Consider the following 23,781-nt stretch of genomic DNA (forward strand, 5'->3'; position numbering starts at 1 on the left):
ATTGCCGGGAGCGGGAAAGTCGATGCCCCTCTCCTTTGCGGCTGCCACGATTCCTTGGGCGATCGGATGTTCGGAATGGCTCTCGACGGAAGCGGCAAACCGCAGTTCCTCCTCTTCGCTCCCACCCGCGAGAAGAACGGTGTCGCTTACGCCGAACAGCCCCTCCGTCAGCGTCCCGGTCTTGTCGAAGACGACCGCATCCAGATTGCGCGCGCGCTCGAAGGCGGCGCGGTCGCGGATAAGCAGCCCGCTGCCAGCGCTCAGGGACGTGCTCACGGCCACGACCAGCGGCACTGCCAGGCCCAGCGCATGGGGACAGGCGATGACCATCACCGTGACCATGCGCTCGATGGCGAATTGCCAGCTCTCGCCTGCGAAGACCCAATAGGCGAGTGATCCGAAACCAACTGCAAGGGCGATGTAGGTGAGCCAGCCCGCTGCCCGGTTCGCCACGTCCTGGGTGCGGGACCGCGTCGCCTGCGCCTCCCTGACGAGGTTGATGACCTGTCCCAGGTACGTCTTGTCGCCCGTCGCCGTGACCTCGATCGTGACGACGTTCGCGCCGTTGATGGCGCCGCCGATCGCGCTGTCACCCGTTTCCTTCGACACCGGGCGCGATTCCCCTGTCAGCATCGCCTCGTTGAAAGAGGACCTGCCTTCCACGATAGCGCCGTCGACGGGGACCTTGGCGCCAGGGCGGATGAGGACCCGGTCCCCGGGAACGAGGTCGGAGATGGGGACCTCGGTGACAGCACCGGACGCGTCCAGCCGCGCCGCCGTGTCCGGCAGCAGGCGGACGAGCTCTTCGAGTGCGCGGGAAGCGCCCATAACCGAGCGCATCTCGAGCCAATGCCCGAGAAGCATGATGACGATCAGCGTCACCAGCTCCCAATAAAAGGACGTGCCCGGGAGACCGAAGGTGACGGCGGCGGAGTAGACGTATGCGACGGAGATCGCGAGCGCGATCAGCGTCATCATGCCGGGCTTGCCTGCGCGTAGCTCGGACGTGAAACCCGTCAGGAAAGGCCAGCCGCCATAGACGTACGCGACGGTCGAAAGGGCGAACAGCAGAAACTCGCTTCCGGGGAAATCCAGGCTGCCCTGGATGCCAAACCAGTGTTGGATCATCGGAGACAGCAGCAGGACCGGCGGGGTCAGGACGAGCGATATCCAGAACCTTCGCCGATAGTCGGCCACCATCTCGCCGTGATCGTGCCCTGAATGGCTGGAGTTTCCGGCGTCGCCGCGAGCGGACTTGCCGTGGCCTGCTGGATGCTGCTGCCCCGCTGATTCAGCGATGTGCTCTTTGTGATGAACGTGTGTCATGCAACGCCTCGGTGCCATCGGTGTCGCATCCAATGATTTCTTTGCGACAGCAGGCAGGGCCCGGCCAGATCTCGTCCGGCCCCGCTATTTCAATCCCTACCCCTTCCAGCGGGTGGAAGGTCAAGTCCTTTTTCTTCAAGAACGAACTCGGTCTCGACCACAACGAGAGCCGATCCTGGCACGGCTGGCATCGCCACGTTTCGCTCGTCATGCTCGCCTTCGCCATGATGGCCACCATCCGCCATGAGGCCAATGCCGCGCTCCCAAAACGACGCGCCGGACAGGATCGGGAACCCGCCGCTCATCCGCTGGTCGGTTCAGGAATCCGCCGCATCGCCACCCGCCTTGCACGACGGCATATCCACCCCGCCCATGTCATCGCATGGTCGCTGTGGCGACGCGCTCATCAGGCCGTAGCTCAGCGAGCTCATCTCAAATCAAAAATGCAAATGTAATGCTACGCTCCATACGCCTCCCCATACCGAATATGGCATGGCCAGTCCATGGATTTGATGTATGTCAAGGATAGTCGTCATGATCGGGAGCTAGCACGCCGGATTCCATCGTTCTTCTACGTCGCGCCGCCCGCGTGGCGCCCGTGCACAAGCTGCGCATCGTCGATGCGCTGCAAGCCCACGGCAATGTGGTGGCGATGACCGGCGACGGCGTCAATGACGCCCCAGCGTTGAAGGCAGCCGATATCGGCATCGCCATGGGGATCACCGGGACCGAAGTCACCAAGGAGGCGGCCAAGATGATCCTGGCCGACGACAATTTCGCCACCATTGTCGAAGCGGTGCGCGAAGGGCGCGCCATCTTCGACAATATCCGCAAGTTCCTCCGTTATTTGCTGTCTTCCAATATGGGGGAGGTTCTGACCGTGTTCCTTGGCGTCGTCGGGGCTGGCGTGATCGGGCTAGGTGGCGGCGGCGAGTTGGTGCTGCCGTTGCTAGCCACCCAGATCCTTTGGATCAATCTGGCCACCGATTCCGGTCCCGCGCTTGCGATGGGCATCGATCCGGAAACCGACGATGTGATGGCGCGTCCGCCGCGCAAGGCAAACGAGCGCGCCATCGACGGGCGCATGTGGCGCGGCGTGATCGCTATCGGTCTCGTAATGGCGCTGGCGACGCTTCTCACGATCGATCTCTACCTGCCCGGCGGGCTGGTCGAGGGCGCGCAGAGTCTCGATCAGGCCCGCACCGCCGGGTTCACCGTGCTGGTCCTTGCCCAATTGTTCAATTGCTTCAATGCGCGTTCCGAAACCACCAGCGCCTTCAGCCATTTGTTCATGAACCGGTGGCTGTGGGCAGCGATTGGCCTGTCATTCCTGCTCCAGGTTGCGGTCGTCAATTTCGCCCCGCTCAACGTGGCGTTCGGAACAGTCCCACTGCCGCTCGAACAGTGGCTGGTCTGCGTCGCTATGGGCAGCAACGTCCTTTGGTTCAGCGAGATCCGAAAGTGGACGCTGCGGCGGTGGAGCAGGTGAATCGAGATGAAATCTTCATGAACTGTGAGACACCAGGACACGGAACGCCCTGACGATCCGCTCCGACGCCAACCATCGGTCGCGTCGGTGGCGGCGAGCGGTCGTTCTTGGCGCCATGACGGGCTCCTGTCCACTACAATCCACCCGAGGCTGGAGCACCTGAGCGAGCGCGAACGTCAGGTTCTCTCAGGTATGGTTGCAGGACGGCCGAACAAGTCGATCGCATATGACCTCGAAATCAGCCCCAGGACGGTCGAGGTGCATCGCGCGAACGTGATGGCCAAGATGCAGGCGAAAAGCCTACCTGGTTCGGATGGGGCTGGCAGCGTGATTCAGGCCCGACCAGATCGCCTGAATGTTTAACCTGGCGCAAGGCGCGTACTCGCCGTTGGTGTTTGATACGAGCGACTAACGGGAAATGTCCCGTTTGAATTCTCGGCGCGGCGACGCGGTTTCGCTAACCGGTGCGCTGCATTTCTACCCATCGAAGTGGCGCACCGAATAGTTGAGCAAGCTCTGGCTCACTAGACAGGAGCATTCAATGACCCGCAATGAAGATCATGAAACATTAGGAAGGATTTGGGACGGCGACGGTGCCAAGCCGCACGATGCAGCCCTCCAGCGAGCGTTGGTCGAGGTACGGCAAGAAATAATGCGTTTTCTTGAAAATCGGCTCCGCGACCGGGACGAGGCGGAGGAAGTGCTTCAACGGTTCTCCTTACGCGCCCTGGAGCAGTCATTTCAGCTTCGCGACGTACGTACTGTGCGTGGCTGGTTGGGGAGGATTCTTGCGACGACTATCGTCGACCATCAGCGAGACCAGATAAGGCGTCGCAAGCGCGAAACAGAGGTCGATCCCCACAGTTTAGAGAACCACTCCGCCGAGTCCGACCTAGGGCTTGAGGCAACCATTTGCAATTGTTTGTACCGCTTATTGCCTACGATTAAGCCGGAATATGCGGACATCATTTGGCGCGCGGACATTCTCGGCGAGCCACGCGATCGGCTTGCCGCAAGCCTTGGAACCTCGCTGAACAACATCACCGTCCGGTTGCACCGAGGCCGTCGCGCGCTTCGCAAGCGCCTAGAGGAGATGTGCCGGACCTGTCCCATCCACGGTTTTCTCGATTGCTACTGCGAGAAGGCGGTGCAGATCGCCGCAGCACGTGCTGCCATTTTAAATTACGAGAAGTCACCAAGAGATGTATAGCGACCCGTTCTTTAGGATCGCCGAAAGCGTTGTCATACAGGAAAGAAACAGGTGATCTGTCGTCGCAGTGCATGGAGCAGTCTTTTACGGCTGGCTAGGTCGCTGGGTGGACGCATGATGGGTTCTCGCTTCACACTCATTCTCCTGCTGGTCGCTTTTCTCAACGCTCTCTGCTTTCCGCTCATCACGCTCGGCCTGACACACGTCTCGCATATGACTTTCGCGACACTCAGGGCTGTTTTGGCAGGCTTGGTTTTGGGCGTGGTCGCAATAATGCTTCGGCGGCCCATTCCAACTGATTTCCGATCGTGGATTGCTCTCGCGTTCATTGGCCTTGGAGCCACCACATCGGCCTATTTCGGGATGTTCCACGCTGCTGAATTTGTTTCGCCAGGGCTCGCGACTGTCATTGCCAACTGTCAGCCCCTGATCGCGGCCGCGCTAGCATTTGCATTCCTCTCGGAGCGGTTGCGACCCGCACAATACGTTGGATTGGCGATCGGGTTCCTCGGGATCGTCGTCGTTGCCTTGCCTCAGCTCGACATCAAGCAAGGCTTCGATGGCGTGATAGGACCGGCCTTCATCGTCTTGGCAGCCGCTGGCCTCGCCGTTAGCAATGTCCTGATGAAAGGTGTCAGAAACCGAATTGACCCTTTGGTCGCAATGTCGGCGCAGCTTCTCCTCGGAGCAATCCCTCTGGCAGTTATGGCGTTGGCGCTGGAACAGCCATTTAAGATACACCTTTCGTCCGACTTCGTGTTCTCATTGATCGTTCTGGCCCTTCCCGGAACAGCCTTGGCGTACTGGCTCTGGTTTTGGGTGCTCGATCGCGTTCCGCTCAGCCAGGCGAATGCATTCACCCTCCTGACGCCGGTCTTCGCCCTGCTGCTCGGTATCGGCTTTTTCGGCGAGCAGTTCGGGCCCTCGCTGGCATTCGGTCTGGTCTTGACGGCGATCGGCCTCGTGATCGTGGAGCGCTATGGCGGATCCTGATTGGTTCGAAGGGGGCGTTCAGGTGATCGTCACTCAAACCATGACATCGCGGTTTGCGCGTCAACCCCGGCTACCTCGATCAGTCGATCAGGATCGAGTATTCGGAGACGCCGATAGTGGAAATGCACGATTTTGTCTTTGCGCAACGTGCTTAGAACACGGTTCACGTGAACGAAGGTAAGGCCCGTGGCGTCCCCGATCTGTTCCTGTGTAAGAGGGATTGCCATCTCCTCAATATGGTTGCCGGGCCATTGGGCCCGATGCCGCGTGAACAGTTCAAGGAGAAGGTACGCGACGCGCGCTCGCGCAGTGCGACGCCCGATACTCGTCATATGGTCATAGGCTACACTAATGTCACGGGCCAGTCTGCTCGCGAGCCGCATGCTGACCTCGGGATCGTCCTTCAAAACGGTTGTTAGCATAGTGTTCGGGATGACAGAAACAACCACTTCCGTCAGGGCCTGCGCCCCGTAGCTGATTTTAGCCCCGTTTGAAGTCGGCACTCCCATGACCGCTCCTGGTAGCGCGAAATGGACAATCTGCCGCCTGCCATCTTCAAGCAGTGTGTAGATCGCTACCCAGCCGGACAGAAGGTTGAAGATCGACTTGCTTGTCTCGCCGAAGCGGAACAGGTCCCGCCCAACCGGCATCCTGCGATCTCCCGTTCGAAAACGCGGGAGAAGCCGGTAGGCATCCGTCGATGGCGGTAATCCTATCACCGGAGCCCAAGCCTCGCTGTCGGCTCCGTCTTTCGGGCACTTTGGACGCCTGCTCAAATCATCAAGCGGACCGCCCGAAGGGCGTGCAGCTTCCTGTGCCGTAAGTCCTTGAAACAATGGTCTACTCCGTCCACGTTGGAACTATCTCATCGGTCGCGGCAGTGCGACCCGGTTACCTCATTTTGTAAGGACGCTCGATGCCAGCTTTTATTACAGTCGCCGGGCGTAATCCCGCTCCGATGGCTGTTTCCGCAACCAGTTACTCGTGCTGATGAAATCCTCGCTCCGTCACAACGGCGCCGTGGTCGCGCTTAACCGCCGCAGCTTCTGCGGAACAGCATACAGAACAAGCACCCGCGCCTTCGTCAGAACACCGAGGAAAAACTAGATGCGATGGGATCGTGGGACCGGAGGATCTTGGCCAAGTATGATTGACCGGAGGCAATCGTCGCTAAGAGCGGGGATGGTCGAAGATTCACCTAGTCTCCAGGTGAACTCGGTTCGGTGCCCGGCTATGAGCACTTGGCATGGCGAACATACTACCATGCAGCATATCCGTTGGGATGCGCAGTCATTCGGGGGCAATGGCGCGGCGAATTCGGGACTTAGGGCCATGTGACGCTGGGAGATCGACTGAGCCGGCGCGAAACTTCCCTCATGCGCGAAGGCCAGCTTCCCCTGCATGAAGAAGGAAACCGTGCAAACAACCAGCAATGCCAGTAGCTTGAGCATGTTCACTTACCCGCCGCCTCCTGACTGTTTCGCCCAACTCCCGTATTTGCACGGCAGTATTCCATCCCGTCGCATGTCATGCAACGTCGCACCATCGCACATATTAATTATGACACTTTGACGGGGATCAAGAGATCGCGAGGCGGCTGGGGCTGAGCAACCAACATTGATCGCGAAGCAAATTGCCACCAATTGGCGGCAACGATGGTTGGGAGCGCACTTGATCGAGATTAAAGTGCGTCGCGTCCAGACTAATCATAATTATATGAAAAGTGGGAGAAATGAGCGGTGTTTCACGAGCCACGAATGGTATCGACAGCCTCGCCCGCGTTTGATCTAAAGCGTTCCGTAGCCCTGCTGGTCTCTCGCAGCCAAAGAAGGGCTGTGCTAAGTCCCTTCTTCGCCAAAAGCGATGGCTTGCTCGTCGTCGACCCAGCGTCACGTAAGCGGCGGTTCCGTTCAAACGCAGCCAGAACGAACGAGTCAACCTGCGACTTGATCCTTGCCAGCGGGTCAATTCGGTTGATCTGCGGATATGTCGGAGCATCCGAGCGCGACAAGCTCTGCGCGGCCGGGGTCGACGTCCGGATCGGTTCCTGTGCCCGAAAGGTTAGCGATCTTGTTACCTCTTTTGAGACTCTACCGCCAGCCTGACGGCGGTTAGAATGCGCGGCGGGGATTAGCTTCCACTTGAATGCATTCGGCTCTTTAAGCGAGATCAGGACCCCCGACAGTTACGGCGAGCGCCGGCTCGCGGTTGATGATGTGAAGGCTCGTTTCAATGTGTTGACAGGCTGATTGGCACTGTCATGTCGGCATCCTCTGTGGTCCCCGTCAACGCGGCAAGCTCCGCCTCGTCGAGGGTTTCCTTCTCCAGCAGTCTACGGGCCGTGCGCTCCAAAAGGTCTCGACGCTCCTTGAGCAAACGGATCGTTCGCTCGAACGCACCATCGATGATCGCGCGCACCTCCCCGTCGATTGCGTCGGCTGTCGCCTCGCCATAGTCGCGAGGCTGAGGATAGGCTGCCATCTGGTTTGGTGTCAGGAAGGAGCGCTGATCCTTCTCCAGGGCGACATGACCCAGCTTTTCCGACATCCCGTAGCGCATGATCATGGCGCGTGCGATGTCCGTGACCTTGGCAAGGTCGTCGGCCGCTCCCGTGGAAAGATGATCGAAGACGATCTTCTCGGCCGCCCGGCCGCCGAGCAGAACCGCCATCTTGTTCTCGAGTTCCTCTCTGGTCATCAGAAAGCGATCCTCGGTCGGGCGCTGGATGGTGTAGCCGAGCGCCCCGATCCCGCGCGGGATGATCGACACCTTATGCACGGTGTCCGAGCCGGGTAGCGCCATGGCGACAAGCGCGTGGCCCATCTCGTGATAGGCCACAACCTCGCGTTCTCTCGGGTTGAGAAGGCGGTTTCGCTTCTCCAACCCGGCGACGATGCGCTCGACGGCGTTGTTGAAATCATCCATCGTAACAGCATCAGCCCTACGGCGGGTAGCCAGCAGCGTAGCCTCGTTGACGAGGTTGGCCAGATCGGCGCCGGTGAAGCCCGGGGTCAGCGCCGCGACCTTTTCGGCATCGACATCCTCAGCAAGCCTCGCCTTGCGCATGTGGACGTGCAGGATCTGGATGCGGCCCTGCTTGTCCGGCCGGTCGACCAGAACCTGCCGGTCGAAGCGGCCGGCGCGCAGGAGGGCCGGGTCGAGGATTTCCGGCCGGTTGGTGGCCGCCAGCAGCACCACACCGACGGTGGGATCGAAGCCGTCCAACTCGACCAGAAGTTGGTTGAGCGTCTGTTCCTTCTCGTCGTGGCCGCCCATCATCGGGCCGGCGCCGCGCGCGCGGCCGAGCGCGTCCAACTCGTCGATGAAGATGATGGCAGGAGCCTTGGCGCGGGCCTGCTCGAAGAGATCGCGGACACGCGCGGCCCCTACGCCCACGAACATTTCCACGAATTCCGAACCCGAGATCGAGAAGAACGGCACTTGTGCCTCGCCGGCAACGGCCCTTGCGATCAGGGTCTTGCCAGTGCCGGGGGGGCCGACCAGCAGCACGCCCTTCGGCATGCGTCCGCCGAGCCGGCCGTATTCATCCGGGTTCTTCAGGAAGTTGACAATCTCCTGCAACTCGTCCTTGGCCTCGTCGACGCCGGCCACGTCGTCAAACGTCACCTTGATGTCTGTCTCAACATAGACCTTCGCCTTGCTCTTGCCGATCTGCATCAGGCCGCCGCCGACACCACCCCCCATCCGTCTCATGAGGAACACCCAGACGCCGATGAACAGCGCCATCGGAACGATCCATGAGAGCAGGTCACGCAGGAACGTACTCTCGATCTGCCCGGTGACGACTACGTCGTTCTGGCGGAGCTGCTCGGCGAAGTCGGGTTCGACACGCGTCGTAATGAAACGGGTCTGTCCACTCTCCAGTGCTTGCCGGAAGCTTCCCTGGACGTAGCGATCAGAAACCTGCACTTCGGCGATTCTACCCGCCTGAAGGTGGCTTTCGAACTCACTATAGGGAATCTCAGCGACCTGGCTCGCGATCGTAAACAAATATTGAAAAAGCATCAGGCCGGCGAACGCCGCGAACCAGTACCAGATGTTGAACTGTGTCTTGGTGTTCATCTCATTATCATTCTGACTAGGTAACGAAACCCACCGGCCCCGCGCTCCAACTACAGCGCCCATGGCCACTATTACGTTCCTGTGCTCTTCATTTTGACGAAATCTGTACGCGAACTAGGTAGCTGATGGCGCTGAGCCGAAGATTGATCTGGGTTAAAGTTTGCCGCCGCTTTGGCGCCAGTCACACCAAACGTCATCCCCGTCCGGCCGCGGCGGTCTCCGGCCACTCGCATCTACGCCGAGTGCCCGCGAGCTGCGGCGGACAGTTTCGCTCGCCAGGGCCCAAGCCCAAACAAAACTATAACAGAGATCAAGGTTTTTGCTTTCCAGTGCGCACATTGTTGTCTCCGCAATCGATGCAGGCCCGCTGCTCCGCGCTTGACCCCAACCGCTGCGTCGCCTGCGTCGAGACGAAATCTCTGTGCTGAAAGGCGGACAAGGACCATGCCACCCAAGATTAGACAGCCCAGCAACGACGACCAACCTCCGCGGCGCATTTCCGCCACGAATATCGCACTATGGGGGTTCCTGGCCATCGGCGCCTTCTACCTGATTGCCGAGCATCGGGCCCATCTGCTCGGGTGGCTGCCGTGGCTGATAATTCTCGCTTGTCCGCTCCTCCACATCTTCATGCACGGACGCCACGGCGGACACGACCATCGAGGCGGAAGCTCATCTTCGCCGAGTTCGAAGCGTCCTCCCCATCAACATTGAGAGTTTCAGGAGCAAAATTATGCATGAGGACATTCCTGCATATGGGCTTTGGTCCCTGGTGATTCTCAACTCTGCCGTTTTCATCTTCTTCGCGTTCAGCTTCTTCAAGCCGGCAACCGCTCGTGATTGGCGCTCATTTGGGGCATACAGCGCCTTCATCATTGCGCTTTTCACGGAAATGTATGGGTTCCCGCTCACAATCTATCTTCTGTCAGGCTGGTTGCAGACGCGCTATCCTCAGATCGACTGGCTTTCCCACGATGCCGGACACCTGCTGGAGACGGTCTTCGGCTGGCGGCTCAATCCGCATTTTGGCCCCTTTCATGTTCTGAGCTTCGTCTTCATTGGTGGTGGGTTCATGGTCATCGCCTCGGGATGGAAGGTCCTCTACGAGGCGCAGAAAAAGGGCGTGCTCGCCACAACTGGCGTCTACGCCTGGGTTCGCCATCCTCAGTATGGGGGTTTCGTACTCGTGATGTTCGGATTCCTGCTCCAGTGGCCCACTTTGCTAACCGCTGCTATGTTTCCGGTCCTTGTCGTCATGTATTGGAGGCTCGCCCGCCGTGAAGAACAGGAAGTGCTTGCACAATTCGGCGATGCCTATGCGCGATATATGAGAAACGTGCCAGGGTACTTTCCGCGGCTGGTAGCCAGACCAACTTGAGAGTTCACACGCGAGTGACGGACACGTCCAAGCGCGCCGGGTGGCCCGAAGGGGCTTCCTTCTGGTCGTAGAGGGTTTTCGCTCATTTTATTGATCCACGTTAAAGTCTGAAAATCGTGGATCACGTCAAACTTGCGCCGCTCTGTATCTCTCACGCACGACGGTAAATTACGTGGACGCTATTCTACTCAGAGCCCTTGATCGGCTGATCAAATCGGGCACGCTTCAGGTAAGGACTGCCCAGGGCAACACGGCGGTGTTTGGCAACGGCAATGGTCCGCCCATCGCTGTGAGCTTTGCTTCAAAGGTTTCGCAGCGCCAGATTCTCGCCGATCCCGAACTGAGGCTCGGCGAGCTCTACGTCAATGGGCAGTTGAAAATCGATCAAGGCACCGTTGCGGACCTTCTTCACCTTCTCCTCTCGCAGGGTGGTAGCCAACAGCCTTCTATCACCTCGCGCGCGTTGTACGGCGCACGCTTGGCGCTGCGTCGTATCAATCAGCATAATCCGCGCAGACGTTCGCGACTGAATGTGGCGCATCACTACGATCTCGACGGACGGCTTTACGACCTGTTTCTGGATGGCGACCGTCAATATAGCTGCGCCTACTTCGAGGATTCGGGCCAGTCGCTCGATGAAGCGCAGCTGGCAAAGAAAAGACATCTTGCCGCCAAGCTACTTATCGAGCCGAGCGCCCGCATCCTCGACATTGGCTGCGGATGGGGAGGTCTCGCGCTCTTCCTTGCCGAAACCTATCGAGCGGAGGTGACAGGAATTACGCTCTCCGAGGAGCAACACCAGTACGCCACGAAGAGAGCCGCGAAAGCGCCATACGGCGAACGCCTGAACTTTCAGCTTCGCGACTACCGCGAGATGGATGGGCAGTTCGACCGTATCGTTTCGGTTGGGATGAACCGCACCGGATTTGCCGGAGGCTCCAACTTCTGAGAAAGTGGAGCCGATATGAGCAAGACAACGAACAAGTTTTCACCTGAAGTCCGCAACCGCGCCATTCGTATGGTGCTGGATCACGAAACCGAGCACCCTTCACGGTGGGCTGCGGTTTCATCAATCGCTGCCAAGATCGGCTGCTCGCCTGCAACGCTGCATGAATGGGTCAAGAAGACTGAGGTCGACAGCGGTAAGAGAGCTGGACTACCGAGTGATGTGGCCGAGAAGATGAAGGCTCTTGAGCGGGAGAACCGCGAGCTTCGCCAAGCCAACGAGATTTTGCGCAAGGCGTCTGCATATTTCGCGATGGCGGAGCTCGACCGCCCATTGAAGCGATGATTTCCTTCATCGACGAATACCGAGCGGTGTTCGGGGTCGAGCCGATCTGCAGGCTGTTGCCGATTGCCCCGTCCACCTATTACGAGAACATTGCCAAGCGCCTGGACGTGGATCGGCTGTCGACCCGCGCCCGCAGCGACATTGCCTTGAAGATCGAGATACGTCGTGTGTTCGACGAGAACTTCCAAGTTTACGGCGTGCGCAAGGTCTGGCGGCAACTGCAGAGGGAAGGTTTCGATATCGCCCGTTGCACGGTTTCCAGGCTTATGAAGGCCATGGGTCTTCAAGGCATCATCCGTGGCAAGCCGATCAAAACGACGGTCCCGGATAAATCCGCGCCCAGTCCGCTCGACCGCGTAAACCGCCAGTTCAAGGCCCCCGCGCCGAACAGGCTCTGGGTGAGCGATTTTACGTATGTTTCCACCTGGCAGGGCTTCGTATACGTCGCCTTCGTCATCGATGCCTTCGCCCGGCGTATCGTCGGCTGGCGGGTCAGCCGGACGGCGCATGCAACTTTCGTTCTCGATGCTCTTGAACAGGCGCTTCATGATCGGCGTCCCCTTCACGGCGGCGGTCTTGTGCATCATTCGGACAGGGGTGTTCAATACGTGTCCATTCGCTATTCCGAGCGGTTGGCAGAGGCAGGTATTGAGCCATCTGTCGGAAGTGTCGGCGACAGCTACGACAATGCCCTCGCCGAAACGATCAATGGTCTCTACAAGGCCGAGGTCATCCATCGGCGTGGACCCTGGCGCACCGCTGAGGCGGTTGAATTCGCCACACTCGAATGGGTCGATTGGTTCAACAACCGTCGTCTTCTGGAGCCCATTGGAAATATTCCGCCAGCCGAAGCCGAGGAGCGATATTACGCCATGCTGGACGAACCAGCCATGGCCGCATAACTTAAACCAAACAGCCTCCGGCAGACCCGGTGCGGTTCAGTTCGTCGCGCGCTGGGCAGAGGCAGTTGATCTCTATGATGAGCGCTTCGCCCGACTTTGGGAGTTCTATCTTACCGTCTCGGAGATGGCGTTCCGCCATCAGGGCATGATGGTGTTTCAGATGCAGATCGCCAAGAGCATTACGAGCGTGCCCACGACGCGCGATTATATCGGTACCGAGGAAACCCGCCTTCGCACCGCCGATCACCGCTTCGCCACGGCGTCACAAGCGGGACAGGATCAGACTCCAGTCGACATTTGAAAATGTAGGCTCTCTTCCGGTCAGCGAGATCGGTCTAACACTTATGACTACTGCCGATGATCACTGGGAAAGGCGACTTGAATCGGTCTCTCCCGATTTGGAAGCGCGATGGAGAGCTTGATCTCGTAACGGTCGCGCCCGGAAAATTTGGCAAACCCGCCGTATGTGACCGTGCCTGCGATCGAAATGGGTTCCAACTCGATGCGCTCATGGCGAACATGGGCAAGCGATGAGATCGTTGCCATCATTTCACAACCTCGATCCTGTCCGCTCGTTTCGTTGTCGAAAGCGGGACCACGATGTGATGCTGGTGCTGCCGGAGGGCGCTCCGCCGTGCATCCGGCCTTCCTCATGGTCCGAGAGACGGCCGCGCACGGCTGGAATGATTCCAAGATAGACTGCTACTCCATCGGCCGTCTGATACCCGTCATCAGCCGATGCCAGCTCGCCGACACCAGTATCGCACAGAACACCTCCGGTATCGCGCGAGTCCCAACGAACCTGCACAGCTTTGTGCATTTACTTAGGGACGCGTCCTGTCCTCCGCGTAGCCGCGATCGGTCGCTCACCCGCCACACTGGTTTGGCCTGGCGAGCCCTCTATGTCTCATCCTCCTGCTCTTTGACTCGCGATTGTTCTTGGTAGCCGGCGCAGAGCTACTCGTTGCTACCCAAACAATGGCGCGCTGAGCATCGTCTCAGGCCGAGATTTAACCTGGATCAAGGATGACAGCGAGCCGGACAGTTTAGATGCCACACACGGGGAACCACCATTCGCATATCGGGCGGTTCAGCTTCGAGTGATGGGAAGACGCAAATGACCACTGCATCTGACACTGCGGAACCACGCAGGGTTCGGTTTCCGACTGCATTTACGATCCTGTTCGGGCTAATCGTTTTGGTCGCGGCGCTCACCTGGATCATTCCGGCCGGCCAATACGAGCGTGTCGCCAATCCGGCACTCGACCGCGAGGTGCCCGTCGCGGGAACATATACGGAAACGGAATCCAACCCGCAGGGCGTGGTGGAGGTCATCATGGCGCCGATAGCGGGGCTCTACGATCCCGCTACAAACCAGGGCAACGCCATTGACGTCGCGCTTTTCGTTCGCGTCAATTGGCGGGCGGCTTTCAGGTATCGGCAAGCTTGAAGATGCGCGCGCGATTCTTGAACGGCGCGCAGGCACGACATTTTCGCTCGAATAGGCCAACGTTCTCAATACGAAGAGTTGTTCAGGAAGTCGAAGATCCGAGGGGTAAGACGAGACAATGAGACTGATATTGTTCGGACCGCCGGGAGCAGGGAAGGGAACCCAGGCGCAGCGCCTAGTTGAACGCCACTCCATTCCTCAGCTTTCCACAGGCGATATGCTGCGCGCTGCTGTGGCCAACGGCACCGAAATCGGGCGCCGGGCCAAGGCGATCATGGATCGCGGCGAACTCGTACCCGACGATGTGGTCAACCAGATGGTATCCGACCGGATCGATCAAGAGGATTGCCGCAAGGGGTTCATTCTAGACGGCTTTCCCCGGACAGTCGCGCAGGCGGAATCCCTGACGGCGATGCTAGAGCAAAGGGGTGTCAAGCTTGACGCAGTGATCGAACTGAAGGTCGATCAGGCCTCGCTTATCGAGCGAATGGAAAAGCGCGTCGCCGATACGCTGGCCGCTGGCGGCACGGCTCGTAGCGACGACAATCGGGAAACCTTTGCCAGACGGCTCGACGAATACCGGCATAAAGCCGCGCCGCTGTTGAACTACTATCGCCGGAGAGGGGAACTCGTTACGATCGATGGTATGCAGGGCATGGACGTCGTTATGCGTGACATTGAGAACGTACTGACCACGTAGTTTCGGCTTAAGTGGAGTACGTTCTCCTGGCGCAGTCTCCCGCCCCGCGTCACAATCGGAGACTTTTACTCGCTGAAACATCGATCTATCGGGTTTTTCAGCGCGTCGACGTCTGGGGGCACCGAAGCATGCTGGCGGACGATGCGCTGGGCGCGGCAACGCCCTCAGATCGAGGAAAGCTGTGTTCGCGTCAATTGCCGGCCGGCTTTCTGATATCGGCAAACTTGAAGATGCGCGTGCCATTCTTGAACGTCGCGCAGGGACGACATTCTCACTCGAATGAAACAGAACGGATACTACAAATATGTATAAGCATATCCTCATCGCTACGGATGGTTCGGAACTTGCCCAAAAAGGCGTCGATCACGGGCTCTCGCTCGCAAAGAATCTCGACGCCAAAGTCGTGGTGGTCACGGTCACCGAGCCGTTTCCGATTTACGCGGGAGAAGGCTGGGCCCTTGGACCCGGCGACTTCGAGCGCTACGATGCAGACCAGATCAAGTTCGCGCAGGAATTGCTCGCTCCCCTCAAAGCGAGCGCCGACAGATTCGGCGTTACGTGCGAAACGCGCCACGTTCCTAACCGCCGCCCGGCGGAAGCGATCCTTGATACGGCGGCTGAGGAAGATTGCTCCCTGATCGTTATGGCGTCCCATGGCCGCCGGGGTCTCGAACGCCTCTTCCTGGGCAGCCAAACCCAGGAGGTGGTGAGCCGCTCATCGCTTCCTGTCCTCGTCGTAAGATAATTCGACAGCGATGAACACCGCTTCGAGCCTGACTTTCGATCCAATTGCTGGTCGCAGACGCCATGGTGACGCTGCGCGAATGCCATTCCTTAGAATGTCTAGAGCGGGATGATGTTGGGTTGAATCGGAAGTGGATTCCGCCAGGCTCAAGATTGTGATTCAAGATGCTGGCTGGATAGGAGGCCAGCATCTGATGCCGAAGGCCTATTCCCTTGATCTCCGCGAGCGTGCCGTGTCGCGCGTTCTTGCTGGCGAGCCTGTTCGTTCGGTCGCCTCTGTTTTTGCGGTAAGCGTTTCGAGCGTGGTGAAGTGGTCGCAGCGCTATCGAGCGACCGGGAGCGTTACTCCCGGCCGTTCTGGCGGTCGTCGCCGACCCGCATCGTGCCTGGCTCCTGGAGCGGATCGGCAGCGACGAGGGACGGTCACCGACATACCTTCCTCGATTCCGGAAAGGTCGATGTCGATGAAAGGCCAAGAGGCGAAGCCGGCTCCGACGACTGCCGTTGTGCCCGTCGCGACATAAAGGAAATCCCGACGATTGACTTGAACTTCACTTTGCATGGACACCTCCCAGCCGCAGCAGACTCGGTCGATCGGATCAAGATTTTCGCCAGAAGACGGCAAAATGAAGAGCCTGGCTCCGTCCCCGCTCCTCGCTTCAACAACCTGCAGCCCTTTATGAGATTGGCCGCAGATTGGGAAATCATCGACGCAGGGGTAAGCCGCTCTTCGCTCCCGGTCCTCGTCGTGAGATAGTTTCGACGGTGGATGCTGTTTAGATACCAAAAATCTGCGGTAGAGGACTTTAACCTGGATCAAGGATTCCAGGGCTCGAACCGATGATTTTGAGCCCTGGAATGATACGCCTGCCGAGAACTGCGACCACCCGAGGGGTAGCAGTTCTGCTGGCCCGATGCCGCGTAGCCACGACAAGGAAAAACCTGATGAGTTCACCACATTCCCACGATGGCCATCAGAACCATCAAGCGCACGCCACCGGGCATCGAAACGATGAAGCTCAGGGCGGTGTCGTCGCTGCCGCGGGCTCCAGCCATTCCGAGCATTCTGGTCACGGCGGACATGACCACGGCGCGATGGTTGCGGACTACCGGCGCCGCTTCTGGTTGGTTCTCGTGCTCACGCCGCCGGTGCTGCTGCTCTCGCCGATGATCCAACATTTGCTTGGCATCGCAGAAACTTTGGCGTTCCCAGGCGACCGCTACGTTCTCTTCGTGCTTTCGACAATTGCCTACGTCTATGGCGGCTGGCCATTCCTGACGGGCTTCACCTCCGAACTGCGGAAGTGGCAGCCTGGCATGATGACCCTGATCGCGCTAGCGATCTCGGCGGCCTATTTCTTTTCGGTGGCCGTCACCTTCGGGTTTCCGGGCGAGGAACTCTACTGGGAACTTGTGACGCTGATCGCCATCATGCTTCTCGGCCACTGGATCGAGATGCGTTCGGTTATGGGAGCATCGCGTGCGCTTGAGGAATTGGTGAGGCTTCTGCCGGATTCAGCGACGCTCATTAAGGCTGAGGGTTCCTTCGAAGAGGTGCCGATCTCAACCCTCCAGCCCGGTGATAAAGTCATCGTACGGCCCGGCGCAAAGGTTCCGGTGGATGGCGAGATTATTGAGGGTTCGTCCGGTTTCAACGAAGCCATGCTCACCGGCGAATCGCGGCCAGTGACCAAGGGCGTCGGCGCAACCGCCATCGGCGGCGCGATCAACGGAGCCAACGCCATCACCATCAAGGTAATGGCGACAGGCGACGCAACCTATCTGTCGCAGGTCATCGAATTGGTAAAGAAGGCGCAGGCAACGCGCTCGCGCACGCAGGACGTCGCCAACCGTGCGGCCGCCTGGCTGACCTACATCGCGCTCGTCGTCGGCTTCGGCACGCTGTTCGTCTGGTGGCTTCTCCTTGACGCCCCGTTAGAATTTGCGATCGAACGAATGGTGACGGTCATGGTTGTTGCCTGTCCGCACGCCCTTGGTCTCGCTGTCCCGCTGGTCGTCGCGGTCAGCACGTCGCTGTCGGCCGGCAACGGGCTGCTGATCCGCGACCGAGCAGCCTTTGAGCGGGCGCGCAATCTCAACGCCGTCGTGTTCGACAAGACCGGCACATTAACTGAGGGTCGTTTCGGTATCAGCGATATCGTCTTGCTTGCCGACGGCGACGAAAACGACGAGCTCAGCTTTGCCGCGGCCGCCGAGAGCCAGTCCGAGCATCCCATCGCCCACGGCATCGTAGCCGAGGCGATGGAACGAAGCCTGATCATTCCCAAGGCAACCGACGTCAGCAACATCACCGGCGAAGGCATCGTGGCCAAGGTGGACGGCCAGGATGTGCGTATCGTCAGCCCTGGGCACCTCGCACGGCAGGGCAACGCCATCGCCCATGACAGTCTCAAGCGACTGGAAGGACAGGGCAAGACTGTTGTCGTTCTCGTCCGCGACGGCGAGCCGCGGGCACTCTTTGCGCTGGCTGATATCGTCCGTCCGGAATCGAAGGAGGCGATCGCCGAACTCAAATCCCTCGGGATCAGCTCGATCATGCTCACCGGCGACGCCGAGGGCGTAGCAAAGGCTGTCTCCGAGGAACTCGGAATCACCGAATACTTCGCCGAAGTGCTGCCTGATCAGAAATCACAAAAGATCGAAGAATTGCAAGCGCGGGGGCTCTCCGTCGCCATGGTCGGCGACGGGGTGAATGACGCGCCTGCGCTCGTGGTGGCCGATCTCGGGATCGCCATCGGCGCGGGTACCGATGTGGCCGTCGAATCTGCCGACGTGGTTCTCGTACGCAGCGACCCGCGCGACGTTGGCGCTATCCTTGGGCTCTCGCGCGCCACCTACCGCAAGATGGTCCAGAACCTCGTCTGGGCGACCGGCTACAACACCATCGCCATCCCGATGGCGGCGGGCATTACTTTTGGAACTGGCCTCATAATGACCCCCGCGGTCGCTGCCGTCTTCATGTCGGCCAGCACCGTCATCGTCGCCATCAACGCCCAGCTTCTGCGCTCCTACAGGAGGCACAAATGACGCCGGTAGACAAACGACCGGGAACTCCCGCCATGCGACTAATCCTTCCACTGCCAGGTAACGAGATATTCGCGCGGCGTCTTGCCGACGAAGGAGGCTGGGAACTTGGCGCAATGGAGACGCGGCGTTTTCCTGACGGAGAGACTTACGTTCGCATCCTCTCGGAGGTGAAGGACAAGGCCGTCGATCTGGTATGCACGCTGGCACGGCCAGACGACGGCTTCCTGCGGCTGATCTTCGCGGCCGATGCAGCAAGAGATCTAGGAGCCCGTCAGGTCAACCTGGTCGCACCCTACCTCTCCTACATGCGGCAGGATCGCCGCTTCCAGCCGGGAGAGGCGGTGACCTCCAGGAGCTTCGCCAGGCTCGTCTCGTCGAGCTTTGACCGGCTGCTGACGGTAGATCCGCATCTCCATCGCTATCCGGCCTTGTCGCCTCTCTATACGATGCCGACCGACACGCTGCATGCTGCACCGCTACTTGCGGACTGGATCGCCGCGGAGGTCGACAAACCCTTGATCATCGGTCCTGACGAGGAAAGCGACCAATGGGTCTCTGCCATCGCGGCACGGATCGGTGCTCCACATGCCGTGCTGCGAAAGGTCCGCCATGGCGACCGCCACGTCGAAGTCAAGCTACCAGACCTTTCGAAGTGGCGAGGCCGGCAGCCGGTGCTCGCAGACGATATAGCGTCCTCCGGAAATACATTGATTGAGGCTGCCCGCCAACTTCCGCTTCAGGGTTTCGTTCGGCCTGTGGTCGCCGTGGTGCATGCGATATTCGCCGACGATTCATTCCAACGTCTCGCAGCTCTTTGTGACCGCATCGTCTCGACTGACTCCGTGCCCCACGAAAGCAATTCCGTCCGGCTCGCCTCTTTGGTCGGCAATGCAATTGCCTCTGCGCCCCACGATGAGGGCGATCTCATTCGCCACCGGCGTCCGCCGGAGGAGCTGGACGAAGTGAAACAGGTGGGGTTCGATTCCTTTCCCGCCAGCGATCCCCCATCCTAGGCGGGCGGCTTGAATTGACGACGAGAACGATTGACGGAAGGCGGCGACGGCATGAACGAATTGATAACAACAACATCAAAGACGTGCGTCGCCGACGCCATCGACGGTGCAGTCATCACCGCGCTCAATGAGGAAGCGGTCGCGGGTGCGGCGCTGGCCAACAAGGGCGGGATCAATCTGATCGTCAGCTACGAAGCCTTCGCCATGAAGATGCTTGGTGGTGTGCGGCAGGAGATCGTCTTTTCCCGGCGGCAGCGCGAGGCTGGCCAGGAGCCGCGCTGGATTTCAATGCCGCTGGTTGTCACTTCCCATACCTGGGAGAACGCGAAGAACGAGCAATCGCATCAGGACCCGACCATCAGCGAGGCGCTGCTGGGCGAGATGTCCGACACCTCGCGGGTGCTTTTCCCGGTCGATGCAAACAGTGCCATGGCTGCGCTGCGATCCGTCTACAATGGCCGCGGCCAAGTAGGATGTTTGATCGTCTCCAAGCGTGACATGCCACATCGTTTCGATGCTGAAGACGCAGACCGTTTCGTAACAGATGGTGCGGCCCATGTGCAGGGGGAGACGGAAGACGCCGAGCTGCAAATTGTGGCTATCGGCGCCTATCAGCTCGAGGAAGCGCTCAAGGCGGCCTATCGGCTCAGGACGCATGGTCACCATGTTCTCGTGACGGCGATGTCCGAGCCGGGCCGCTTCCGCATGCCCCGCGACCCGATCGAGGCGGCGTTCACGGCGAGTGACGAAAACCTCGCCGCCCTGTTTCCGGCGAACATGCCGCGCCTGATCGTCTCCCACACGAGACCCGAACCTATGCTCGGCCTGCTTCGGCGGCTGGATTCCGGCCCACGGACGACCGCCGCGCGCGGCTACATCAGCCGGGGCGGAACGCTTGATGTGTCGGGTATGCTGTTTGCCAATCGCTGCTCCTGGGCTCATCTCGTCGACGCTGCTGTTCTTCTCACCGGCTGGAGCAGGGACAACCTCCTCGCTCCCGCTGAGCAGGCTGCCGTAGACGGACGCGGACATCCCGGCGACATCGCTGCATTCAACATCTGAGGCCATTATGCTGACGCTAACATTTCTCGGCGGTGCGAGCACCGTCACCGGCTCAAAGCACCTCATCACCAACGGCGACAAGCGCATCCTGATCGATTGCGGCCTCTTCCAGGGGCTCAAGAACCTGCGCGAGTTGAACTGGACGCCGCTGTCAGTGCCCCCGTCCAGCATTGATGCCGTGGTACTCACCCATGCCCACCTCGACCATTCAGGCTATCTCCCGCGACTGGTGCGCGACGGATTCAAAGGTCGGATCTACGCCACTGCCGCGACACGCGACGTGGCGGAGTTGATCCTCAAGGATAGCGGCTTTCTGAACGAAAAGGATGCCGAATACGCCAATCGGAAGGGTTTCTCGAAGCACAAGCCGGCTTTGCCGCTTTACGGCGTGCGCGATGCGGAACGCGCCGTGGAAATGTTTGCCATTGTGCCTTTCGAAACCGCCTTTGAGCTTCCCGGCGGTGCACTCCTGACGTTCCGTTATGCGGGTCACATTCTTGGTGCGGCTAGCGCAGACATCGAATGGGCCGGCCGCCGCATTGCGTTTTCCGGCGACCTTGGGCGCTATGACGATCCAGTCCTGCCCGATCCGGCTCCCGCGGCCGACGCCGACTATATCGTCGTCGAATCTACCTACGGGAACCGCACCCACGATCCCGCAGACACGACCGAAGTACTTGGAGAGATTGTCGAGCGCACCGTAAAACGTGGCGGCACGGTTGTTATCCCTGCCTTCGCAGTTGGCCGTGCGCAGTCTCTCCTTTATCATCTGTGGAAGCTTCGAACAGCAGGCCGCCTGTCTGGCGTGCCGATCTATCTCGACAGCCCCATGGCGATCAATGCCACGGACCTCCTTCACGCGCACAGCGATGATCATCGCTTGACGCATGACGAATGCACGGCGATCTGCGAGATCGCCACCTATACCCGCGACGTCGAAGGCTCCAAGGCGATCACTACCAGCGTCTGGCCGAAGGTCGTGATCTCGGCCAGCGGCATGGCCACCGGCGGTCGCGTGCTTCATCATCTCAAATCCTTCGCGACCGATCCGAAAAACACGATCCTGTTCTCCGGCTATCAGGCTGCAGGAACGCGGGGCCGGGCGATGGTTCAGGGCGCGCGAGAGATAAAGATCCACGGTCAATGGATACCGGTCAACGCAGAGGTCGACGATCTGTCGGTGTTCTCGGCGCATGCCGATAGCAATGAGTTGATGCGCTGGCTCTCGGGCTTCCAGCGCGGGCCGTCCCGCGTCTTCATCGTCCACGGTGAGGACGAGGCATCGGACGCCCTGCGCGCCCGCATCGATCGCGAACTGGGCTGGAATGCGACTGTGCCACGTCAGGATCAGGTGTTCGACCTATGACCGCGCTCGTCTCTCATACGGGTCCCGAACAACCAACACTTCGTGTTCGGCGCCTTCGATTGCACACGCAACACCAGCCGGTCGTCGTTATGCGCACCGATTGTCATGTTTGTCGCTCGGAAGGGCTCTCGGCCCGCTCGCAGGTTCTCGTCTCGGGAGGCGGGCGGGAATTACAGGCAACGCTCTTCCAGGTGGAGGACGACGGGCAATTGGCCCTTGACGAGGTCGGGCTCTCCGAAACCGCCTGGGAGATGCTGAATCTTGACGAGGGCACCGAGGTACAGGTCACACATGCCCCCGCTGTCGTGTCGCTGGCAAGCGTACGCAGGCGCATCTACGGCAACCGGCTTGACTCGCGCGCCCTCACGGAGATTGTGCAGGACGTGGTCGCCGGCCGCTACACGGACGTGCAGCTTGCGGCGTTCCTGACCGCGAGTGCGGCTTTGCCGCTCGACGAGAACGAGACAGCTGACCTCACTGGTGCGATGATCGCGGTCGGCGACCGGTTGCAATGGGATGCCCCTGTTGTTGTCGACAAACATTGTGTCGGCGGTCTGCCTGGAAACCGCACCACCCCAATCGTCGTGGCGATTGTTGCTGCCAACGGGCTCGTCATGCCGAAAACGTCCTCCCGTGCCATAACCTCGCCCGCCGGTACTGCCGACACGATGGAGACCCTCGCTCCCGTCGATCTCGACATTGAAGCCTTGAAACGCGTAGTCGAAGCCGAAGGAGCTTGCATCGCCTGGGGCGGAGCGGTCCACCTCAGTCCGGCTGACGACATCTTCGTACGCGTGGAACGCGAACTTGACGTCGATACGGAAGGCCAGCTCATCGCCTCCGTCCTCTCCAAGAAAATCGCCGCAGGATCGACTCATGTCGTTATAGACATCCCGGTCGGCCCGACCGCCAAGATGCGTAGTGAGGAGGCCGCATCCCATCTCGCAACGCGGATCACAGCAGTTGCGGCTCGATTCGGCCTGACGGCGAAATGCCTTCAAACCGACGGGTTACAGCCGGTGGGTAGAGGCATCGGTCCCGCGCTTGAGGCGTTCGACGTACTAGCGGTCCTGCGAGATGCGCCCGACGCGCCGGACGATTTACGCAGGCGCGCCGCGATTTTGGCGGGCGTAGCGTTGGAGATCGGAGGCAAGGCCGAGAATGGAAAAGGGCTGGCGCTCGCGCTCGAAACGCTGGCTGACGGGCGTGCCTGGAAAAAGTTCGAGGCGATCTGCAAGGCCCAAGGTGGGATGCGAACGCCACCCAAAGCACTCCATGTCCATCCACTCGAGGCTCCCCATGCTGGGCGAATCGTTCATATCAACAATCGAAAGTTGTCTCGCCTCGCCAAGCTTGCTGGCGCGCCGGAAGCCAAGGCGGCCGGTATCCATATGGAGGTTCGCCTAGGTGACGAGGTCATCCATGGGCAACCGCTTCTCCACATCCACGCGGAAACGCGGGGCGAGTTGGCTTACGCACTCGACTATGCCGCTGGCGCCGAAGACATCATTGAGATCGAGGTGTGAGTTGGCCTTATCGTCGGTTCAATGCGGCCGGCCCAAATGTCTTGTCGATCAATGGTCCCCGGGCCGCCTGCGGCGTAAGCGCTGTTTGCCTCGCACCTTGACTGATGCCTGGTGAGGCATTTGCAAGACCGTCAATGCTCGACAAGTGACAATGTGCTTGGGCTTGGGCTTGGGCTTGGGCTTGAAGACAGTTTAGCTGT

Annotated in this window: 19 protein-coding genes, 5 pseudogenes and 1 other annotated feature; of the genes and pseudogenes, 19 read left to right on the forward strand and 5 right to left on the reverse strand. The window is 59.8% G+C overall.

Features of this window, described 5'->3' with window-relative positions; genetic code table 11:
* On the reverse strand, positions 1-1,326 hold a 1,326-nt coding region (locus DYZ14_RS22815; RefSeq protein WP_154722762.1), incomplete at its 3' end, for an HAD-IC family P-type ATPase.
* A 113-nt stretch (positions 1,327-1,439) separates the two neighbouring features.
* On the opposite strand from DYZ14_RS22815, the pseudogene DYZ14_RS24690 reads away from it, so the two are divergent.
* The 5 genes and pseudogenes from DYZ14_RS24690 to DYZ14_RS22840 form a co-directional block, all read left to right on the forward strand.
* Positions 1,440-1,601: pseudogene (locus DYZ14_RS24690) on the forward strand (IS701 family transposase); the annotation flags it as partial.
* Between the two features lie 308 nt (positions 1,602-1,909).
* Positions 1,910-2,815, forward strand: a pseudogene (locus DYZ14_RS22825) (HAD-IC family P-type ATPase); the annotation flags it as partial.
* A 138-nt stretch (positions 2,816-2,953) separates the two neighbouring features.
* A pseudogene (locus tag DYZ14_RS24500) lies at positions 2,954-3,178 on the forward strand (LuxR C-terminal-related transcriptional regulator); the annotation flags it as partial.
* Between the two features lie 178 nt (positions 3,179-3,356).
* Positions 3,357-4,025: an RNA polymerase sigma factor gene (locus tag DYZ14_RS22835; RefSeq protein WP_154722763.1), complete on the forward strand. Its 669-nt coding sequence runs from the start codon at positions 3,357-3,359 to the stop codon at positions 4,023-4,025.
* A gap of 114 nt (positions 4,026-4,139) precedes the next feature.
* Positions 4,140-5,018 carry a DMT family transporter gene (locus tag DYZ14_RS22840; RefSeq protein WP_232365649.1) on the forward strand — a complete coding sequence of 293 codons (879 nt, stop codon included), beginning with the start codon at positions 4,140-4,142 and terminating at the stop codon, positions 5,016-5,018.
* Positions 5,019-5,047: 29 nt separating this feature from the next.
* Here the strand turns inward: DYZ14_RS22840 and DYZ14_RS22845 are convergent, their stop codons facing one another.
* On the reverse strand, positions 5,048-5,668 hold the full coding sequence (locus tag DYZ14_RS22845) for a Crp/Fnr family transcriptional regulator (protein WP_232365650.1): 621 nt from the start codon (positions 5,666-5,668) through the stop codon (positions 5,048-5,050).
* A gap of 1,579 nt (positions 5,669-7,247) precedes the next feature.
* Complete coding sequence (ftsH, locus tag DYZ14_RS22850; RefSeq protein ID WP_154722778.1) at positions 7,248-9,101, reverse strand: ATP-dependent zinc metalloprotease FtsH; 1,854 nt, start codon at positions 9,099-9,101, stop codon at positions 7,248-7,250.
* Positions 9,102-9,545: 444 nt separating this feature from the next.
* Between ftsH and DYZ14_RS22855 the strand changes: the two genes are divergently transcribed.
* The 5 genes from DYZ14_RS22855 (at position 9,546) to DYZ14_RS24695 (ending at position 12,973) form a co-directional block, all read left to right on the forward strand.
* Positions 9,546-9,815, forward strand: coding sequence for a DUF2933 domain-containing protein (locus DYZ14_RS22855; protein WP_154722764.1), 270 nt, complete (start codon positions 9,546-9,548; stop codon positions 9,813-9,815).
* 19 nt (positions 9,816-9,834) lie between these two features.
* Positions 9,835-10,479: a methyltransferase family protein gene (locus DYZ14_RS22860; RefSeq protein ID WP_154722765.1), complete on the forward strand. Its 645-nt coding sequence runs from the start codon at positions 9,835-9,837 to the stop codon at positions 10,477-10,479.
* A gap of 172 nt (positions 10,480-10,651) precedes the next feature.
* Positions 10,652-11,428, forward strand: coding sequence for an SAM-dependent methyltransferase (locus DYZ14_RS22865; protein ID WP_232365651.1), 777 nt, complete (start codon positions 10,652-10,654; stop codon positions 11,426-11,428).
* A 15-nt stretch (positions 11,429-11,443) separates the two neighbouring features.
* Positions 11,444-12,672, forward strand: a protein-coding gene (locus DYZ14_RS22870) for an IS3 family transposase (protein WP_154722767.1) whose coding sequence is annotated in 2 segments (ribosomal slippage) — positions 11,444-11,738 and positions 11,738-12,672 — 1,230 coding nt in all. Because the reading frame shifts where the segments join, the coding sequence is not laid out codon by codon here.
* Positions 11,725-11,841: a sequence feature (AL1L pseudoknot), on the forward strand. It overlaps the preceding gene by 117 nt.
* A 160-nt stretch (positions 12,673-12,832) precedes the next feature.
* Positions 12,833-12,973 (forward strand): hypothetical protein, encoded by a 141-nt coding sequence (locus DYZ14_RS24695; RefSeq protein ID WP_445292613.1) that lies wholly within the window; start codon positions 12,833-12,835, stop codon positions 12,971-12,973.
* Between the two features lie 47 nt (positions 12,974-13,020).
* On the opposite strand, the gene DYZ14_RS22880 is transcribed toward DYZ14_RS24695, so the two are convergent.
* Positions 13,021-13,221 (reverse strand): hypothetical protein, encoded by a 201-nt coding sequence (locus DYZ14_RS22880; protein ID WP_154722768.1) that lies wholly within the window; start codon positions 13,219-13,221, stop codon positions 13,021-13,023.
* 568 nt (positions 13,222-13,789) lie between these two features.
* Here DYZ14_RS22880 and DYZ14_RS22885 point away from each other — a divergent pair.
* From DYZ14_RS22885 to DYZ14_RS24505, 4 genes and pseudogenes are all read left to right on the forward strand, one after another.
* Positions 13,790-14,122 (forward strand): hypothetical protein, encoded by a 333-nt coding sequence (locus tag DYZ14_RS22885; protein WP_154722769.1) that lies wholly within the window; start codon positions 13,790-13,792, stop codon positions 14,120-14,122.
* Positions 14,123-14,240: 118 nt separating this feature from the next.
* Positions 14,241-14,822, forward strand: coding sequence for an adenylate kinase (locus DYZ14_RS22890; protein WP_154722770.1), 582 nt, complete (start codon positions 14,241-14,243; stop codon positions 14,820-14,822).
* Positions 14,823-15,126: 304 nt separating this feature from the next.
* Positions 15,127-15,567: a universal stress protein gene (locus DYZ14_RS22895; RefSeq protein WP_154722771.1), complete on the forward strand. Its 441-nt coding sequence runs from the start codon at positions 15,127-15,129 to the stop codon at positions 15,565-15,567.
* Between the two features lie 193 nt (positions 15,568-15,760).
* Positions 15,761-15,971, forward strand: a pseudogene (locus DYZ14_RS24505) (helix-turn-helix domain-containing protein); the annotation flags it as partial.
* A gap of 67 nt (positions 15,972-16,038) precedes the next feature.
* On the opposite strand, the pseudogene DYZ14_RS24510 reads toward DYZ14_RS24505, so the two are convergent.
* Positions 16,039-16,128, reverse strand: a pseudogene (locus DYZ14_RS24510) (ubiquinol-cytochrome c reductase iron-sulfur subunit N-terminal domain-containing protein); the annotation flags it as partial.
* Between the two features lie 383 nt (positions 16,129-16,511).
* On the opposite strand from DYZ14_RS24510, the gene DYZ14_RS22905 reads away from it, so the two are divergent.
* The 5 genes from DYZ14_RS22905 to DYZ14_RS22925 are packed head-to-tail and all read left to right on the forward strand — an operon-like array spanning position 16,512 to position 23,581.
* On the forward strand, positions 16,512-18,614 hold the full coding sequence (locus DYZ14_RS22905) for a heavy metal translocating P-type ATPase (protein WP_154722773.1): 2,103 nt from the start codon (positions 16,512-16,514) through the stop codon (positions 18,612-18,614).
* Complete coding sequence (locus tag DYZ14_RS22910) at positions 18,611-19,627, forward strand: ribose-phosphate pyrophosphokinase (protein WP_445292614.1); 1,017 nt, start codon at positions 18,611-18,613, stop codon at positions 19,625-19,627. Before DYZ14_RS22905 ends, DYZ14_RS22910 begins: the two co-directional genes overlap by 4 nt.
* 51 nt (positions 19,628-19,678) lie before the next feature.
* Positions 19,679-20,689, forward strand: a complete 1,011-nt coding sequence (locus DYZ14_RS22915) for a hypothetical protein (protein WP_232365652.1) — start codon at positions 19,679-19,681, stop codon at positions 20,687-20,689.
* 7 nt (positions 20,690-20,696) lie between these two features.
* Positions 20,697-22,055, forward strand: a complete 1,359-nt coding sequence (locus DYZ14_RS22920) for an MBL fold metallo-hydrolase RNA specificity domain-containing protein (protein ID WP_154722774.1) — start codon at positions 20,697-20,699, stop codon at positions 22,053-22,055.
* Positions 22,052-23,581, forward strand: a complete 1,530-nt coding sequence (locus DYZ14_RS22925) for a thymidine phosphorylase family protein (RefSeq protein WP_154722775.1) — start codon at positions 22,052-22,054, stop codon at positions 23,579-23,581. The genes DYZ14_RS22920 and DYZ14_RS22925 overlap by 4 nt, the downstream gene beginning before the upstream one ends.
* The last annotated feature ends 200 nt before the right edge of the window (positions 23,582-23,781 follow it).

Origin of the sequence: Ciceribacter sp. T2.26MG-112.2 (genome assembly GCF_900492205.1) — a bacterium.
In the GTDB taxonomy this organism is placed as follows: domain Bacteria; phylum Pseudomonadota; class Alphaproteobacteria; order Rhizobiales; family Rhizobiaceae; genus Allorhizobium; species Allorhizobium naphthalenivorans_A.

Coding starts and splice junctions, on each gene's coding strand:
- DYZ14_RS22885 (WP_154722769.1), top strand. CDS start 13,790: ATGACCACTGCATCTGACACTGCGGAACCACGCAGGGTTCGGTTTCCG.
- DYZ14_RS22915 (WP_232365652.1), top strand. CDS start 19,679: ATGAACGAATTGATAACAACAACATCAAAGACGTGCGTCGCCGACGCC.
- DYZ14_RS22895 (WP_154722771.1), top strand. CDS start 15,127: ATGTATAAGCATATCCTCATCGCTACGGATGGTTCGGAACTTGCCCAA.
- DYZ14_RS22835 (WP_154722763.1), top strand. CDS start 3,357: ATGACCCGCAATGAAGATCATGAAACATTAGGAAGGATTTGGGACGGC.
- DYZ14_RS22860 (WP_154722765.1), top strand. CDS start 9,835: ATGCATGAGGACATTCCTGCATATGGGCTTTGGTCCCTGGTGATTCTC.
- DYZ14_RS22840 (WP_232365649.1), top strand. CDS start 4,140: ATGATGGGTTCTCGCTTCACACTCATTCTCCTGCTGGTCGCTTTTCTC.
- DYZ14_RS22845 (WP_232365650.1), bottom strand. CDS start 5,668: ATGCCGGTTGGGCGGGACCTGTTCCGCTTCGGCGAGACAAGCAAGTCG.
- DYZ14_RS22890 (WP_154722770.1), top strand. CDS start 14,241: ATGAGACTGATATTGTTCGGACCGCCGGGAGCAGGGAAGGGAACCCAG.
- DYZ14_RS22880 (WP_154722768.1), bottom strand. CDS start 13,221: ATGATGGCAACGATCTCATCGCTTGCCCATGTTCGCCATGAGCGCATC.
- ftsH (WP_154722778.1), bottom strand. CDS start 9,101: ATGAACACCAAGACACAGTTCAACATCTGGTACTGGTTCGCGGCGTTC.
- DYZ14_RS22905 (WP_154722773.1), top strand. CDS start 16,512: ATGAGTTCACCACATTCCCACGATGGCCATCAGAACCATCAAGCGCAC.
- DYZ14_RS24695 (WP_445292613.1), top strand. CDS start 12,833: ATGCAGATCGCCAAGAGCATTACGAGCGTGCCCACGACGCGCGATTAT.
- DYZ14_RS22910 (WP_445292614.1), top strand. CDS start 18,611: ATGACGCCGGTAGACAAACGACCGGGAACTCCCGCCATGCGACTAATC.
- DYZ14_RS22920 (WP_154722774.1), top strand. CDS start 20,697: ATGCTGACGCTAACATTTCTCGGCGGTGCGAGCACCGTCACCGGCTCA.
- DYZ14_RS22925 (WP_154722775.1), top strand. CDS start 22,052: ATGACCGCGCTCGTCTCTCATACGGGTCCCGAACAACCAACACTTCGT.
- DYZ14_RS22855 (WP_154722764.1), top strand. CDS start 9,546: ATGCCACCCAAGATTAGACAGCCCAGCAACGACGACCAACCTCCGCGG.